Genomic DNA, 15,145 nt, shown 5'->3' with positions numbered 1-15,145 from the left:
CCTGTTTCATGGTCATGGAACCCCGGGGATGCGGCTGGTCGTCACGGCCGCTGGGGGAAGACCGCCTGCCGTAGCCACTGCCTCCGGGCTCCCGCCCGCCGACGAATCTCACGACGGCGAGATCCGATGGGGGCAGGCGGCGTGGCAGCGGTTCACCGCGGCGGGCGCGCCGATACGGTCCGGTGATGGAGTGCAGCGGAGAAGAGCCAGTGTCACAGCAGCGACGCAGCCTGGCACCTCACCGCCCAGCCCTTGTGCGGAGAAGCATCCGCCTCGCCGGCTGAAGGGCCCTGCAGAAAACGTGGGAAGGTCAGACGAGTCCTGATGGGGTACTCAATGTCGTTCATGGGGCGTGACGTGGCTGTCGACTTCGGGACCGCCAACACGCTGGTGTACGTCAGGGGTCGCGGGATCGTGCTCAACGAGCCGTCCGTTGTCGCGGTCAACACCGACACCGGTGGCATCCTCGCGGTCGGCGCCGAAGCGAAGAGGATGATCGGGCGCACGCCCGGCAACATCGTTGTCGTGCGTCCGCTGAAGGACGGTGTGATCGCCGACTTCGAGATCGCGGGGCGGATGCTCCGCTACTTCATCCTGAAGATCCACAAGCGGCGGTATCTGGCTCGTCCGCGGGTCGTCGTCTGTGTGCCCTCGGGCATCACGGGCGTCGAGCGCCGCGCCGTCATCGAGGCGTCGTCCCAGGCCGGCGCCCGCCAGGTGCACATCATCGAGGAGCCCATGGCCGCGGCCATCGGATCCGGCCTGCCGGTCCACGAGGCCACGGGCAACATGGTGGTCGACATCGGCGGCGGCACCACGGACGTGGCGGTCATCTCCTGCGGCGGCATCGTCATCGCCCAGTCCATCCGTGTCGCGGGCGACGAGCTGGACGACGCGATCGTCCAGCACGTCAAGAAGGAGTACTCCCTCCTGCTGGGTGAGCGCACGGCCGAGCAGGTCAAGATCACGATTGGTTCGGCGTACGACCTCGACTCCGACGAGCGCACCGAAATCCGCGGCCAGGACCTGGTCTTGGGGCATCCTAAGACCGTCGTCATCTCTGCGGCCGAAGTCCGCAAGGCGATCGAGGAGCCGGTCAACGCGATCGTCGACGCCGTCAAGACGACCCTCGACAAGTGCCCGCCGGAGCTGTCCGGCGACATCATGGACCGAGGAATCGTTCTGACCGGCGGCGGGGCGCTGCTGCGGGGTCTCGACGAGCGGCTGCGCCGCGAGACGGGGATGCCGGTCCACATCGCCGAGGACCCGCTGGACAGCGTGGCGCTGGGCTCTGGAAAGTGCGTCGAGGAGTTCGAGGCGCTCCAGCAGGTGCTGGACGCCCAGCCCCGAAGATGAGGCCACGTTTCGATGCCGCAAGCGAGCACAGCCTCACGCCGGCCTTCTCGGCAGCGTCCAGGGCGCGCTCCAGCTCCAGCACCGGCGCGCTGTCGGGGGCATCGTCACAGTCCGGCGGGCAGGACGCTGCGGTCAGGCCCGTGGGCGTCCAGCTTCTGCCGCACCCAGCCCGTCGGTCGGCGCGGCCTGAGGACCCCGCGCACCGGCCCGGTCGGCGGCGCCTTCAGGCAGGTCGTGGGGACGGCGTCGTACGAGACCCCCTCAATGCGCTGGCCGTGGGCGGGAGCCTTCACCCACACCGTGTACCGGGCGGGCTCCACAGCACCGGAAAACTGGCGGAGAGGCGGTATCTCCGGGGTGCGCTGTTCGCCTGCGGCCACAAGCGTGAAAACGGCTGGGTGCACAAGGACAACGGCCTAGGTGTTGCGGGTCAGGACGTTGGTGACGGCGCATAGTGGTGGGCAAGGTTGGTGGCGAGGTCGCTGAGGTGAGCCCTGGCTTCGGTGGGTCCGTGCACAGTGATGGCGCTCCCGAACGGCAGTAGTGTTCGCACGTCCTCCAGGTGCAGGAATCGGATCCTTACCTTGTGGCCGGTGGCGGATTCCTCATGGTCGTCCTGGACGAGTCGTTGGCCAAGGATCCGTCGCGCTCGCTCGATTTGGGTCTGGTCGATGGTGGCGCTGACCTCTATCGCGTGGTCGTGTTCCCACTGATCAACGAGCGCTGCAGCGACGGTGGCCAGGGTCTGGTTCTCGCGGATCCGTCGTGGCTGGTCGACTTCTTTCCACGCCGTGATCCGTTCGAGTCGGTACATCCGCGGCGCTCGGGCACAGTCGGCGACGAGGTACCAGATGCCGGCCTTGGCCAGCAGCCCATAGGGATCCACGACCAGGACGCGTGAGCATGACTCGCGTGAGCTGTCGTACTCGATCCGTAGCTGGCGACCGCGCCGCACTGGGCCGATCAGCGAAGCCGGAGTCGTGCCGGAAGTACGGGCCTGGAGCCAGGGACGGCTGTCCACGTGCACTACGTCGGTGAGCGGCAGGAGCTCATGACCTCGACGCGACTGTGTGGCGACGATCTTGGAGAGCGCACGCCGGCTTTCGACCGATGCGTTGAGCTCCGCACGTTGCTTCTCATCCAGCCCGGCGAGCGAGAGTTGATCACGCTCGCCCGGCGTGAGTCGTGTGAGGTCGAGTCCGGACCCGGGCAGCATGGTCACGCCTCCGAGGCGGCCCCGTTGCGCGGTCACCGGCAGGCCGGCGTCGCGGAGCCAGTTCAGGTCCCGGGTGATGGTTCGAAGGGACACCCCGAGCGCCGAGGCAAGTTCCTGTGTGGTCACAGCATTCCTTGATGTGAGGAGCAGCATCAGGGAGAAGAAGCGGTCTGGCGTCACACCCCAAGTTTTTCAGGAATTACGACACGATGTGGCGCATATCCCGGTCAGGCTGGTGGATGCGTACCAACGACCTGTGAGAAGGAACAACCATGACCACATCCGTCGTGTCCATCGTCTATGTGAACGACGCGCCCGCCGCAGCGCGTTTCTACGGCGACCTCCTCGGCATGAGGCCGTCGTTCGAGACTCCGGGATACATCACCTTCGACCTCGGGCCAGGCGCTGACCTCGCTCTGTGGTCCGGCCAGTTCGAGGATCTGTCACCGGATGTCCCGCGTGCCAGTGAGGTGTGCCTGGCCATCGGCGGTGGGCCCGACGAGATCAACGCGATCTTCAAGCAGTGGCAGTCCGAGGGCGTCACGATCCTGCACGAGCCTCATGATGCGGGGTTCGGGCTGACCTTCCTCGCAGCCGATCCTGACGGGAACCGTATCCGCGTCGCGCCGCGGGACTGAAGGTCGCAAAGCGGCAGGCGCGCACGATAGGTGTCGCGCCTGCCGTCGTCTGCCGTCGGGAGGACGACGAGTGCCCCACGCGACGCGCCCCTGAGCGTCGAGGGCCGCGGGCGGCTCGTGAAGCGGTGCCAGGCACGTCCCATCGCCCACGTCGCCGCTGAGACGGGCATCTCCCGTGCATGCGCCAGCAAGTGGGTTAATCGCTGGCGGCTACATGGTGATGCGGTCGGAGTTGTCGGTGCAGGCGGCCATGACCACGAGCAATACAGCCGCGGCGGCGGTGCGGGACACCTTCGTGGTTGCCTCTTGCGGGATCAGCGACGAGCCTCCATTATCAGGAATCCTGATACTTCAAGTTTGTAGCAATGGGGTTCGATCATGTCGTTCAGGGCCAGAATGCAGGCCAGGGGAGTCCAGATGCTGCTCGGCCGAATGATGAGCCGCGTGCACAAGGATCTGCGCTTCACCGACATCCCGAAGCGCACGGAATCCATCCGGGTGGAGACCGGCGCCGGACCGGTGACGTGCACCGTCTACCGCCCGCAGGCCGCCGCCACAGCCCCTGCCCCGGTGTACGTCAACTTCCACGGCGGCGGGTTTGTGATCGCCCGCCCCCAGCAGGATGACCACATCTGCCGCTACATAGCCGCCACGGCCGGCTGCGTGGTGATCAACGTTGACTACGCCGTCGCCCCGCAGCGGCCCTACCCCGCCCCCGTCACTCAGACGTACGACGTCACCGCCTGGGTGGCCGAGAACGGTACCGCCAACAACTGGGACGGTTCGCGACTCGCCGTGGGCGGACACAGCGCCGGGGCGAACCTGACGGCCGCGGTGTGCCGCACCGCTCGGGACCGCGGCACCTTCACGCCCCGCCTCCAGATCATCGACTCCGCACCGCTCGACCAGCTCGCCGACCCGGCCACCAAGCAGTCACCCATCGTCAAGCCCCTGCTCACCCCTCAGCTCATGCGGGTCTTCACCGCCGCCTACGTCCCTGACCCCGCCGACCTCGCCCATCCGCTGGTGTCACCCGGACTCGCCAACGACCTCGCCGGGCTGCCGCCGGCCCTGGTCATCACTGCGGAGAACGACCGCCTGCGCGACGAGGGCGATGCCTATGCCAAGGCCCTGGAAGCCGCTGGCGTTCCGGTCACCCACCGTTGCTTCGAGGGCGTCGACCACTACTTCACCCACACCGGCCCGGTACCGGCCGGGAAGGAAGCCATCGACCTGATGGCCACCACCCTGCGCACCGCACTCACCGCCTGACCACTGACAGGTGCCGACAGTCCTTTGTGACAACACGCTGCCGAAGCCCTCTTCGACCCCGACTTCATCGAGGTTGGCGCCTCCGGGCGGCGGTGGACGCATGCGGAGATGGTCGCCGCCGTGTCCACGCTCCACGGCGGCGCCGAGAGACGCACCCCCAAAACCGGCACGCCCGCCGTTCGTCGATATGGCGCCGCGACGCCGCCGGGGAATTCCGGCTCTGCTACCACCAGGCGACGCCGGTGCCGGACGGGACGGCCCGGCCGTAGGGCCACAGAGATCCTCATGCAACGACCCCGGCCGGCGTAGCGGAAGTGAGAGGGTGACGGCGCGCAGTGACCTGAAGTTGCGTTTTCTGCCGGCGGCGGTCTTCACGCCGCTGTTCGCCGCGGCGGCCCTCGCATTCGCCTTCTGGGCCGCCCGGGCCGACGACGGCGATCCTCTCGGCCCAGGTGTCCTGGTGGCGCCGGCCGTGATCTGCGGGCTGCTGACCGTGACCGCTGTGATCACTCTCGTCGTGGTCGCCCGCCGCCGGAGCGGGACCTGACCCGCCACGAGTGGCACGGACCGCGTGCGGGCTCGGGCCGCGGGTGGACGGCAGACGGGCTCCGCCGTGTTCGACGAGAGGGGCGGCGCAACCGTTTCGCGCCATCCCTGGGGGCGATCAGTGACGGAAGCTGCCCTTCGCCCTCTCCTTGGTTGCTCGGGCCTTGCCCCGTGCCTCCAGTGCGGCGCCCTTGGCGGCGGTGGTGTCCTTGCCCATCGCGTGGGCCAGCTTCCTGACAGCCTTCCCGACAACCTGCTCGGTCGTAGCCTTGGCCTTCTCCCCAGTGCTCATGTCGGTCCCTTCATCGACGCGTCTACGATGCGACTGCCCCTGACGCCGGAGCGGAAACGAGTGCCCGCTTTCGAGTGCTTGGTCACCGAGGTGATGCCGCCGGAAACCTAACCCGAGAAGCATCGCGGCCGTCAGGCGGCGACGGCCACCGCGGCCGGGGTGGCCGTGTCCCTCCGTCGGGTCGGCTTGCGGGTGAGGCGGCGGGACGTCAGGGTGATCGCGGCCCACGTGATGAGAAACAGACGCCGCTGCCGTTCTTGATCGTGGGGTGGATCAAGGCGTAGGAGCCGGTCGTGGGGCTGTGCTGCGCAAACCGGCCCCGAGAGCGGCCACGAAAGGACGCCGCGCTCCGGGGGGCGCTGCGCACCGGCGCTGACCCTTCTGGAAGGGGCGCGGGTACGATGTCGGCTCCGAACGACACGCACCTCAGACGGCCACAGGCGGCCCGAACGACTACTCACGGCTCCTTGCGCGGGCAGCAAGCCACAGTCCGCGCGAGGTGTCCAGCCAGGTCATCGCGCTGCTCAACGGAGCGGAGATGTGACCTCGACCGGCTCCATGAGGCGCACGACACTTACGGCGTTGCTTCAAGCGCCGGCCCTGGGCGGCCGTTCTTCGAGCACCTCAAGGACCTCGACCTTGTTCGCCGGGACGATGTGAGCTCCGGGGAGATACGTTCCGCCCTCACGGGGCATGTCGAGCTCGTCAGCGCAAAGACGCGACGTTGGAGCATCCCAGCGTTCGTGCGGTCTCCAGACGCGACGAGTTGATGTCGATCACGTCGACGCTGGCTGCACCCGTGCGCTTGGCCGGCTCCAGCATCATCAGGCCATCGTGCCCGAACCGTAGATGAGTACATGGCCGGCCGGCTGGCTGCGCAGAACGTCGTACCCGCGTACAGCGCAGGCGAGCGGCTCGATCAGAGCGGCGTCGTCGGAGGATACGTGGTCGGGCAGGACGACGCGGTTGGCGACCGGGCCACGGCGTATTCCGCTGCCCCGCCTGCGTTCGTGACGCCGATGGCCGCCCAGCGCTCGCACAGGTTGTACTTGCCGAGGCGGCAGTAATGGCACTCGCCGCAGCTGAGCGAAGGGTCGACGGCGACACGGGCACCCACGCCCTGTTCGGTGACGTCGCGGCCGACGGCGACTGGTGAGCGCCGTCGTCGCGACCGTGCGCGAGCGGGCTCCGGAGTGCTGCCGCGACGAGAACGGGGACAACTCCGGCTGCCTCATCGGAAAGGACGGGTGGTTCTTCCGGATCCTCGTGGCCGGCCACCGCCGAGGTTGCCGCGGACCTCCTGGCCGCAGAATAGACCGCCCGCCGCCCGCCGCCCTGGCCGAGCGCCACCGCCGGCTGTTCGAGCACCCCGATGACGGCGATGCCCCCGACACGGTCGACCGCATCGGCACCGTCCGGATCGACTTCGGTGCCCAGCGCTCCCTGGACCAGCACTGGCCCGACGAGAACTCCACGTTGACGGCAAGTTCAGGGCTTGTTCGCGTACAGGGCCTCGATGACGTCCGCGTATGCCGCCGTCGCCGCCTGGCGCTTGACCTTCAGGGACGGGGTCAGCAGCCCGTTCTCCTCGGTGAAGTCGCCCTCGACGAGGGTGAACGCGCGGATCGACTCGGCGCGCGAGACGGCCTCGTTGGCGTGGTCGACCGCCTTCTGCACGTCGGCGCGCAGGCGTTCGTCGTGGACCAGCTCGGACAGCGGGGTGTCGGCGGGGAGTTTGCGGACCGCCAGCCAGTGGGCGAGGGCTTCCGGGTCGAGGGTGATCAGGGCGGCGACGTAGGGGCGGTTGTCGCCGACGACGAGGCACTGCCCGACGGGCGGGCGGCTGCGCAGGCGGTCCTCCAGGACGGCCGGGGAGACGTTCTTGCCGCCGGTGGTGACGAGGATGTCCTTCTTGCGGCCGGTGATGGTGAGGTAGCCGTCCTCGTCGAGGGAGCCGAGGTCGCCGGTGGCGAACCAGCCGTCGTTCAGGGCCTCCCCGGTCGCGGACGGGTTGTTCCAGTAGGCGCCGAAGACGATGCCGCCCTTGATGAGGACCTCGCCGTCGTCGGCGATGCGGACGGCGGTGCCGGGGACCGGGAGGCCGACCGTGCCGGGGCGGGGGTCCAGGGGCGGGACGATGGTGGCGGCGGCGGTGGTCTCGGTGAGGCCGTAGCCCTCGTAGATGAGGATGCCGGCCGCGTAGAAGAAGAGGTTCAGGTCGCGGTCGAGGGGGCTGCCGCCGCTGATGGCGTAGCGCACGCGGCCGCCCAGTTCCTTGCGGATTCGGCGGTAGACCAGCAGGTCGTACAGGGCCCACGCGGCGCGCAGTCCGAGGCCGGGTCCGGGGCCCTTGCCCAGGAACCGGTTCATGTGGGCGTGGCCGAAGCGGACGGCGATGCGGTGGGCGCGGTCGAAGGAGGCGCCGCGGCCGAGCTTCTCGGCGGTGGCGCGGCCGGTGTCGTGGATCTTCTCGAAGAGGTACGGGACGCCGACCAGGAAGGTCGGGCGGAACGCCCTGAGCGCCGGGCGGAGTTCGTCGGGCTTGATGCCCGGGCAGTGGCCGATCTCGATGCGGCCCATCAGGCAGGCGATCTGCAGGGTGCGGCCGAGGATGTGCGCGAGCGGGAGGAAGAGGAGCGTCGAGGCGGTCTCGCCGGTGACCTCCTTGAACAGGGGGTGCAGCAGTTCGACGGTGTTGGCGGCCTCGGCGTGCAGGTTGGCGTGGGTGAGGACGCAGCCCTTGGGGCGGCCGGTGGTGCCGGAGGTGTAGCAGAGGGTCGCGGTGGTGTCGGGGGTCAGGGCGGTGCGGCGCTTGGTGACCTCCTCGTCGGGGACGTCCCGGCCGAGGGCGGTGAGGTCGTCGAGGGCGCCGCCGTCCAACTGCCAGACGCGTGGGGGTTCGGGGTGGGCGGCCGTGCCGGTCAGGACGGTGCCGGCGTTCGCGGCCGTCTCGGTGACCACGTGGCGGGCGCCCGAGTCGCGGACGATCCATTCCACCTGGTCGGCGGAAGAGGTGGCGTAGACCGGGACGGTCTGGCCGCCTGCCGACCAGATCGCGAAGTCCAGGACCGTCCACTCGTAGCGGGTGCGGGACATGACGGCGACGCGGCCGCCCGGCTCGAGGCCGGCCGCGATCAGGCCCTTGGCCACGGCGGTGACCTCGCGGGCGAAGGCCGCCGCCGTGACGGGCTGCCAGGTGCCGTGCCGCTCGCGGCGCAGGACCACGGCGTCGGGGGCCTCGGCCGCGTTGGTGGAGGGGATGTCGGCGATGCTGCCGGTCGTCGGGCGGGGCGCGAGGGGAGCCGTGCGGGCCTCGCGGACGATGCCCCGCTCGTCCCTGGCGGTCTCGGGCTTCGTGCGGATCGCCAGGTCGGTGCGGTGTTTCGCCCGTTGCAGATCCTTGCGTACGCCCATGACGGCTCCCGGTCGCGGATGAGGCTGACGTGCTGCCGAACCTATTTACTCTGGAGTCAACTTACTCATAAGTAAGCATGGGTCAATGGGCGGGGTCACATCATGCGGTTCGCGGTGTCGATCGCCTCGGCGAGCCGGCGGATCTCCTCGCTCTCCGTGCTGTCGGCCAAGTCGTAGGCGTGGTCGGCGAGTTCGTCCAGTCGTGGGGCGTCGGGCAGGTCGTGGTCGCCGTGGCCGAGGGCGTCGGCGAAGTAGGCGGCCGTGGCGGCGGTCCGCAGGCCGCGGTTCGCGCTCCAGAGGGAGTCATCCAGGGCGCCGGCCTCCAGGTCGCCGGTCTCCTCGTGCGGGTCGCGGGTCTCGGGGTCGAGCCAGCGGACGGTGGCGGTGGCGAGGTGGCCCCGGGCGCCGGGTTCGGTGCGCACGGCGTACAGGGCGGTGACGGTGTGGCCGGGGCCGACCTCGCCGCCGTCGACCCGGTCGTCGCGGAAGTCCTCGTCGGCGACGCGGCGGTTGTCGTAGCCGATGAGGCGGAACTCCTCGACCGTCTCGGGGTCGAAGGCGACCTGGGCCTTGGCGTCGCGGGCGGTGAGGTCGACGTTGCGCGGGAGCTGCTCGGAGAAGACCTTGCGGGCCTCGCCGGAGTCGGACACGTAGACGGTGTGGCCGTCGCCCTTGTCGGCGAGCCTCTCCATGAGGGCGTCGCCGTAGTCGCTGCCGACGCCGACACCGAAGAGGGTGATGCCGTGCTCGCGGCGTTCACCGGAGATGCGCTCCAGGATGCTGTTCGCGTCGGTGTCGCCGGTGTTGGCGAGGGCATCGGAGATGAGGACGACCCGGTTGGTGGCGCCCTCGCGCAGACCCTCGACGGCCGTTTCGTAGCCGGTCTCGACGCCGGCACCGAGGTTGGTGGAGTCCTGGGTGTCCAGGTCGGAGATGGCGTCCTGGATCTCGTCGCGGTTGCCGCCGAGGCGGGTCATGGACAGGACGGTCTCGGCCTCGTCGCTGAAGGTCACGAGCGCGACCGAGTCGTCGTCGCGCAGCCGGTCCGTCATCACCGAGAGGGACTCCTTGGTGAGGTCCAGGCGGCCTGGTTCGTCCATGGAGCCCGAGACGTCGATGACGAAGGTGAGGGCGGCGGGCGGGCGTTCGCCGCCACGTTCCGAGGTGCGGGTGGCGAGGCCGACGCGAACCAGGGACCAGTCCTCGTCGTCGGTGCGGGCACCGTCGACGGTGACTGAGAAGCCGTCGCCGTCGGGCCGTTCGTAGTCCTGGCGGAAGCTGTTGACGAACTCCTCGGGGCGGACCGTCGACGGGTCGGGCAGCCGGCCGTCGGCCAGGGCGCGGCGCGCGTAGTCGTAGGAGGCGGTGTCGACGTCCAGAGCGAACGTGGAGAGGTGGCCGGGGTCTTCGCGGAGGTCCTCCCGCTCGCTCGTGCCGTCCTCGTCGCCGTAGGCGGGTGCGGGTTCGCCCGCACCGTACCCGGGGCGGTCGGCGGCCTTGCTGCCGTCGCCGGTGTCGCCGCCCCCGCTGCACGCGGTGAGCAGCAGTCCGCTCGCGGCCATGAGCGCGAGCAGCGCTTTTCGTGTCCGGAACCGCTCCATCGTCCTTGCCCCCTACATCCGTTGGCGTCGGCTTCTTGCGACTGTGACGGAGCGGGGGGCCCGAACGTGCGGTACGGGACGTTGCGGAAGTGTCTCGAAGCGGCCACGGGGAGCGGCCTTCGAGACCGGTGGGAGATCCTCCGTTGACCTGGGAGACGACGTCCTTGCGGGCGAGCGCCGCATGGTTCCTCCGCGACAACCGCGCCGACGGCGACGAGATCCACCGCCGCAACCCCCGCACCACCACCGGCGCACGAGCAGCCGACTGTTGAAAGACCTCACGAACGCCTGCTGCCGGTGCCGAACTCGCTGCCCTTGTAGGCGCCGACCGCCGCCGCGCTCGAGGAAGCTCCGTGGTCGGGACGCGCGGGCCCGCATCCACGTCATCATCGACGGGACTCCCAGGCCGGTGTCCTGGGGGGAGGGGGGAGGCCCCATCCACGCAGGCGAAAGTGCTCCTAGAACACAGGCAGGCCCCCAATGGCGGCGGCCCGGGGAGTGGTTGGCGGTCTGCGGCGGCTCTACCCGCGAGTGCCGGGGGTGCGGGCGGCGAGGAGGGTGATGTCGTCGCGGGTGTCGCCGAGGTCGCGGGCCAGGTCTGCACACAGGCGGGGCAGGGGCAGGCCCCGGTGGGTGTCGGTGTACTGGCGCAAGCGGGTCATGCCGGTGTCGATGTCCTGGCTGCGGGATTCGACCAGACCATCGGTGTAGAGCACGAGGGTGGAGCCGGCGGGCAGCATCATGCGTGCGGTGGGGCGCTGCACGGTGGGCCGGAGGCCGAGCAGCATGGCGCTGGGTCCGGTGAGGTAGGTCGATGTGCTCTCGGTGGTCAGGAGAAGGGGCGGGGGGTGCCCGGCGACGGACCAGGACAGTTCCCACCTGCCGTCGGATGACGGACTCAGGCGGGCGAGGATGACGGTGGCGGCGTCGGCGAGGGTCAGGCGGGACTGGGCCGTGTCCAGGCGGCGCAGGATCTGTCCCGGGCCCTCCTCGGGCCGGTCGACGGCCAGGGCGCGCAGCATGTTGCGCAGTTCACTCATGCGGGAGGCGGCCTGGATGTCGTGGCCGGTGACGTCGCCGATGACCAGAGCGATGTCCTCGCCGTCCAAAGGGAAGGCGTCGTACCAGTCGCCGCCGACTTCGGCAGCCCGCTGTGCCGGCTGGTAGTGGGCGGCCAGTTCCAGTCCGGACACCTCGGGCAGGTCGGTGAGCAGGGCACGCTGGAGAGTGGCGGCGATGTCGGCCTGGGCTGCGTGCAGGCGGGCGTTGTCCAGCCCCAGGGCGGTGCGGCGGGCGACTTCGTCGGCCAGTACCCGGTCGGCCTCGTTGAACGGCGGGCTGGCCGCCGCCCTGGCCACAGTGAGCGCCCCGAGTGTCGTGGCACGCAGCCTGAGCGGCACCACCAAGACATCGACGGCCTCCGCCACGCCCAGCAGCCCGGTCTGCGCCGAACCGTCCACAGCCGGACCGGCGGTCTGCTGCATCCCGCCACCCTGCATCACCCGCCGTAGCGCGGCGTGGTGGGCGGAATCCTCGGGCAGCCCCGGTGCCTCGGAGGGACTGGCGGGCAGCACATCGGGCAGGTGGTGCGCCCAGGCGACAGGGCGCAGCGCCTCCCCCTCGCAGAGGTGAACGACGGCGGTGTCCGCGAGCCGGGGCACCAACTGGCGGGCCAGCCGTTCCAGGGACTGCTCGGCCTCCAGGGTGCTGACCATGGCCAGCGTCAGCTCGCTCAGCCACGTGACTTCCGAGAGGTCGTATTCGGCCTGTTCACGCATCGTCTCGCTGTGCGCGTAGCGGTCCGCGCGCTGCCCCTCACGCTTGCGCTGCGCGGAGATATCGTGAAAGACGACCACCGCACCGGCGCCGTGCCCCATCTCCGGCGGCAGCGGGGCCGCGGACCACCACACCGGCAGCGGGCTGCCATCGGCACACAGCAGCACGGCGCGATCCCCGCTGACTCGCTTACCCAGTGCGACCTCCCGCAGTACCGGCCGCTGTTCGGGCACACCGGCCGCGTTGCCGGCGCGCGGGTTGAGGATCGCGTGAGCGTCGACGCCGATCAGCGTGCCCGCCTCATAGCCGAGGAGCCGCTCCGCCCACGGGTTGCAGGCGATCACCAGCCCGCCTTCGTCCACGGCGTACACGCCTGCGCCCGCCGCTTCGAAGAGCGCTGACATCAGCGTCTCGTCCGCCAGCGGGAGCGCGTGGGTGTCCATTTCAGAGAAGCTCTCCACGCTTCGCATTCTGTCCAATCCCTTGGCACCGGCAAAGACGCCTCAGGGACGGCCCGCACCCTCATCGGGGCAGCGGGCCCGTGGCAGAAGCAAGATCTTTGTACGTCCCCAGCACCGTGTCCAGGCCGGTCAGTTCCAGCAGCCGGCGCACCTGCGCTCCGGCGCCCGCGAGCCGCACGCGGCCTCGCTGTGCTTCCGTCGACCGCATCGCATAGACCAGGGTGCCCAGGCACGCGGAGTCCATGAACGTCACGGCTGCCAGGTCCCACACCAGGTGCACCCGGCCCTCGGTGACCAGTTCGGCGACGGCCGTCCGCAGCAGCGGAGCCATCGCGACATCCATGTCGCCCGACAGCACCAGCACCGACCACATCCCGGCGTCCCCGGAGCGCGCCACGCCGGACACCGGAACCAACACAGCGGCTCCTCCTCACCCCAACCTGGAACAGGCCGATCATCCCACCCCGGCAGCACCGGCAGAGCTGCCGGAGCGACGCCTCCGACACCGGCGAAGCCTTCACGGCCCCGCCCGTCCTCACTGAGGCCCTCGCCGCGCTTGCCCGGTTCATGGCTGTCCTTCCGCCCGTGCCCCCGTAACGAGTCCGGCAACAGCGCCCGACGGATACGCGCATGAACAGCTTCCTCCTCAAGCCTTACATGAGCTGAGCGGCAGGTGGAGCATATTGCCGGTCTGGGAGCCGCCGGGTGTGCTCCCATCGAAGGGGGGTAGGAGCGGGACAACGGCCGGTGAGAGCCGGACGTTGCGGCGCGCAGGCCGTACAAAGCCTGGGAGGGCTCAACATGACGGTCACCGTGCAGGCTGATACACAGACAGCTCCACTGCCGGACATACCCGATCCCTCCAAAGTCGCCCCCAGGGACGCCCGGGCACTGTCGAGGCTGTTCTTCGACCGGCTCGCACTGCTGGAGGAAGGCACTCCGGAGCACCAGTACGCCCGCAACACGCTGATCGAGATGAACATCTCCCTCGTCCGTTTCGCGGCGGCCCGGTTCCGCAGCCGCGGGCCGGAGGAGATGGAAGACATCGTCCAGGTCGGCGTCATCGGGCTGATCAAGGCGATCGACCGGTTCGAGATCGCCCGCGAGGTCGAGTTCACCTCCTTCGCGGTGCCCTACATCGTCGGCGAGATCAAGCGCTTCTTCCGGGACACCTCCTGGGCGGTGCACGTACCGCGCCGACTCCAGGAAGTCCGCATACAACTGGCCAAGGCGACCGAAGAACTGCGCAGCAGGCTCGGCCGCACCCCCACCGTCGGCGAACTCGCCCAGCTGATGTGCCTGAGCGAAGAGGAAGTCAACGAAGCCAGGCTCGCCTCCAACGGCTACAACTCGTCCTCCCTGGACGCCGCTATCGGTGGCAGCGAAGCGGGCGAGACCGTGCTGGCGGACTTCATCGGCATCGAGGACGCCGCCCTCGAACTCGTGGAGGACTTCCACACACTGGCCCCCCTCCTCGCCGAACTGAACGAGCGCGACCGGCGCATCATCCACATGCGGTTCGTCGAGGAACTCACCCAGGCCCAGATCGGCAAGCACCTCGGCGTCTCCCAGATGCACGTCTCCCGGCTGCTCACACGCACACTGAAGCAACTGCGCGACGGGATGCTCACCACCCGCTGAACCCCCGGACCGCGGTCGGCCCGTGCATGTGTTGTGCTAGTTGCGGCCCCCAGCAGCCGAGCAGCACATCCACCGCCGAGTACCGATGGAGACGAGGGCCCCAGCCACCCGCGGGGGACGACCAGCACGCCGAAGGGCAGGCGAGGAGCGTTGCAAGGACGACGCGGGGCCACGGCGTCCTGCCCCGCTGAACCGGGGCCAGGCCAGGGCGAGCGCCATCACGGTCACCAGCAGACACCCGATGAGGGGATCGCCCGAGGTCCACCGACGGCTCTCGACATCGGAGTCGGTAGGGGCTTCATGGCAACAGCCGTCTCTCCTTCGCCGCCGCCACCGCCCCGGACCGCGTCTCCACGCCCAACTTGTCATAGATCCGGCTCAGATGGGTCTTGACCGTTGCTTCGCTGATGAACAGAGCCCGGGCGATCTCCCGGTTGCCCAGACCGCGGGCGAGCTGTCCGAGGATCTCGCGCTCGCGCGGGGACAGGGCTGGACATGGGCTGCGCAGCCGGGTCAGGAGCCGGTCGGCCACGGGTGGCGACAGCGCGGTGCGGCCGGAGGCCGCGTTGCGGATGGCCGTGAACAGTTCGTCGGGCTGTTCGGCCTTGAGCAGGTACCCGGTGGCACCGGCCTCAATGGCGCGGGTGACGTCCGCGTCGGTGTCGAACATGGTGAGCACCAGGACACGGGGGCCCACGCCATCTTCAGTCAGGCGCCGGGTGGCCGTCACACCGTCCATGCCACCGTCGAGCTGGAGGTCCATCAGGACGACGTCGGGGCGCAGCCGAGCGGCCATGGCGAGCGCCTCCTCCCCGGTGGCCGCCTCACCGACCACGTCGATGCCGTCGGCACTGGACATCAGGGCGCGCAGTCCGGCGCGTACGACGGCGTGGTCGTCACACAGCAGCAGCCGAACGGGCGGCGCGGACAAG

At 69.7% G+C, this 15,145-nt stretch carries 14 protein-coding genes and 1 pseudogene; 6 read left to right on the top strand and 9 right to left on the bottom strand.

The features are described 5' to 3' along the window. Positions 1 to 336: 336 nt before the first annotated feature. Positions 337 to 1,356 (top strand): rod shape-determining protein, encoded by a 1,020-nt coding sequence (locus RFN52_RS00470; RefSeq protein WP_184854630.1) that lies wholly within the window; start codon positions 337 to 339, stop codon positions 1,354 to 1,356. 104 nt (positions 1,357 to 1,460) lie between these two features. Here RFN52_RS00470 and RFN52_RS00465 read toward each other — a convergent pair whose 3' ends face one another. Continuing rightward, complete coding sequence (locus tag RFN52_RS00465; RefSeq protein WP_184854631.1) at positions 1,461 to 1,649, bottom strand: hypothetical protein; 189 nt, start codon at positions 1,647 to 1,649, stop codon at positions 1,461 to 1,463. Positions 1,650 to 1,786: 137 nt separating this feature from the next. Then, the gene (locus RFN52_RS00460; RefSeq protein ID WP_184854632.1) at positions 1,787 to 2,752 is read right to left on the bottom strand and encodes a helix-turn-helix transcriptional regulator; all 966 of its coding nucleotides are present in this window, start codon (positions 2,750 to 2,752) and stop codon (positions 1,787 to 1,789) included. A 92-nt stretch (positions 2,753 to 2,844) separates the two neighbouring features. Between RFN52_RS00460 and RFN52_RS00455 the strand changes: the two genes are divergently transcribed. The 3 genes from RFN52_RS00455 to RFN52_RS00440 all read left to right on the top strand — a co-directional run bounded on the left by RFN52_RS00455 (position 2,845) and on the right by RFN52_RS00440 (position 5,029). Then, positions 2,845 to 3,210, top strand: a complete 366-nt coding sequence (locus RFN52_RS00455; protein WP_184854633.1) for a VOC family protein — start codon at positions 2,845 to 2,847, stop codon at positions 3,208 to 3,210. Positions 3,211 to 3,627: 417 nt separating this feature from the next. After that, positions 3,628 to 4,482 carry an alpha/beta hydrolase gene (locus RFN52_RS00445; RefSeq protein ID WP_311240836.1) on the top strand — a complete coding sequence of 285 codons (855 nt, stop codon included), beginning with the start codon at positions 3,628 to 3,630 and terminating at the stop codon, positions 4,480 to 4,482. Between the two features lie 322 nt (positions 4,483 to 4,804). Next, complete coding sequence (locus RFN52_RS00440) at positions 4,805 to 5,029, top strand: hypothetical protein (protein WP_184854635.1); 225 nt, start codon at positions 4,805 to 4,807, stop codon at positions 5,027 to 5,029. 117 nt (positions 5,030 to 5,146) lie between these two features. Here the strand turns inward: RFN52_RS00440 and RFN52_RS00435 are convergent, their stop codons facing one another. The 4 genes and pseudogenes from RFN52_RS00435 to RFN52_RS00420 all read right to left on the bottom strand — a co-directional run bounded on the left by RFN52_RS00435 (position 5,147) and on the right by RFN52_RS00420 (position 10,335). Continuing rightward, positions 5,147 to 5,320 (bottom strand): hypothetical protein, encoded by a 174-nt coding sequence (locus RFN52_RS00435; protein ID WP_184854636.1) that lies wholly within the window; start codon positions 5,318 to 5,320, stop codon positions 5,147 to 5,149. A 686-nt stretch (positions 5,321 to 6,006) separates the two neighbouring features. Next, a pseudogene (locus RFN52_RS00430) lies at positions 6,007 to 6,470 on the bottom strand (alcohol dehydrogenase catalytic domain-containing protein); the annotation flags it as partial. A 338-nt stretch (positions 6,471 to 6,808) separates the two neighbouring features. Then, positions 6,809 to 8,734, bottom strand: a complete 1,926-nt coding sequence (locus tag RFN52_RS00425; protein ID WP_184854637.1) for an AMP-dependent synthetase/ligase — start codon at positions 8,732 to 8,734, stop codon at positions 6,809 to 6,811. 95 nt (positions 8,735 to 8,829) lie between these two features. Continuing rightward, entirely contained in the window at positions 8,830 to 10,335 is a 1,506-nt protein-coding gene (locus RFN52_RS00420) for a vWA domain-containing protein (RefSeq protein ID WP_184854638.1), read from the bottom strand. A gap of 143 nt (positions 10,336 to 10,478) precedes the next feature. On the opposite strand from RFN52_RS00420, the gene RFN52_RS00415 reads away from it, so the two are divergent. Beyond that, positions 10,479 to 10,607 carry a hypothetical protein gene (locus RFN52_RS00415; RefSeq protein WP_268254276.1) on the top strand — a complete coding sequence of 43 codons (129 nt, stop codon included), beginning with the start codon at positions 10,479 to 10,481 and terminating at the stop codon, positions 10,605 to 10,607. A 249-nt stretch (positions 10,608 to 10,856) separates the two neighbouring features. Here the strand turns inward: RFN52_RS00415 and RFN52_RS00410 are convergent, their stop codons facing one another. Then, complete coding sequence (locus tag RFN52_RS00410) at positions 10,857 to 12,572, bottom strand: SpoIIE family protein phosphatase (RefSeq protein WP_184854639.1); 1,716 nt, start codon at positions 12,570 to 12,572, stop codon at positions 10,857 to 10,859. A 61-nt stretch (positions 12,573 to 12,633) separates the two neighbouring features. Then, positions 12,634 to 12,990: an STAS domain-containing protein gene (locus RFN52_RS00405; RefSeq protein WP_184854640.1), complete on the bottom strand. Its 357-nt coding sequence runs from the start codon at positions 12,988 to 12,990 to the stop codon at positions 12,634 to 12,636. A gap of 383 nt (positions 12,991 to 13,373) precedes the next feature. On the opposite strand from RFN52_RS00405, the gene RFN52_RS00400 reads away from it, so the two are divergent. Next, positions 13,374 to 14,213, top strand: coding sequence for an RNA polymerase sigma factor SigF (locus RFN52_RS00400; RefSeq protein WP_184854641.1), 840 nt, complete (start codon positions 13,374 to 13,376; stop codon positions 14,211 to 14,213). Between the two features lie 298 nt (positions 14,214 to 14,511). Here RFN52_RS00400 and RFN52_RS00395 read toward each other — a convergent pair whose 3' ends face one another. After that, positions 14,512 to 15,144 (bottom strand): response regulator, encoded by a 633-nt coding sequence (locus tag RFN52_RS00395; protein WP_374050207.1) that lies wholly within the window; start codon positions 15,142 to 15,144, stop codon positions 14,512 to 14,514. Between the last annotated feature and the right edge of the window lies 1 nt (position 15,145).

The organism is Streptomyces collinus (assembly GCF_031348265.1).
In the GTDB taxonomy this organism is placed as follows: domain Bacteria; phylum Actinomycetota; class Actinomycetes; order Streptomycetales; family Streptomycetaceae; genus Streptomyces; species Streptomyces collinus.
This window is presented reverse-complemented; position numbering and strand designations above follow the sequence as displayed.

Coding starts and splice junctions, on each gene's coding strand:
- RFN52_RS00455 (WP_184854633.1), top strand. CDS start 2,845: ATGACCACATCCGTCGTGTCCATCGTCTATGTGAACGACGCGCCCGCC.
- RFN52_RS00400 (WP_184854641.1), top strand. CDS start 13,374: ATGACGGTCACCGTGCAGGCTGATACACAGACAGCTCCACTGCCGGAC.
- RFN52_RS00420 (WP_184854638.1), bottom strand. CDS start 10,335: ATGGAGCGGTTCCGGACACGAAAAGCGCTGCTCGCGCTCATGGCCGCG.
- RFN52_RS00425 (WP_184854637.1), bottom strand. CDS start 8,734: ATGGGCGTACGCAAGGATCTGCAACGGGCGAAACACCGCACCGACCTG.
- RFN52_RS00470 (WP_184854630.1), top strand. CDS start 337: ATGTCGTTCATGGGGCGTGACGTGGCTGTCGACTTCGGGACCGCCAAC.
- RFN52_RS00445 (WP_311240836.1), top strand. CDS start 3,628: ATGCTGCTCGGCCGAATGATGAGCCGCGTGCACAAGGATCTGCGCTTC.
- RFN52_RS00435 (WP_184854636.1), bottom strand. CDS start 5,320: ATGAGCACTGGGGAGAAGGCCAAGGCTACGACCGAGCAGGTTGTCGGG.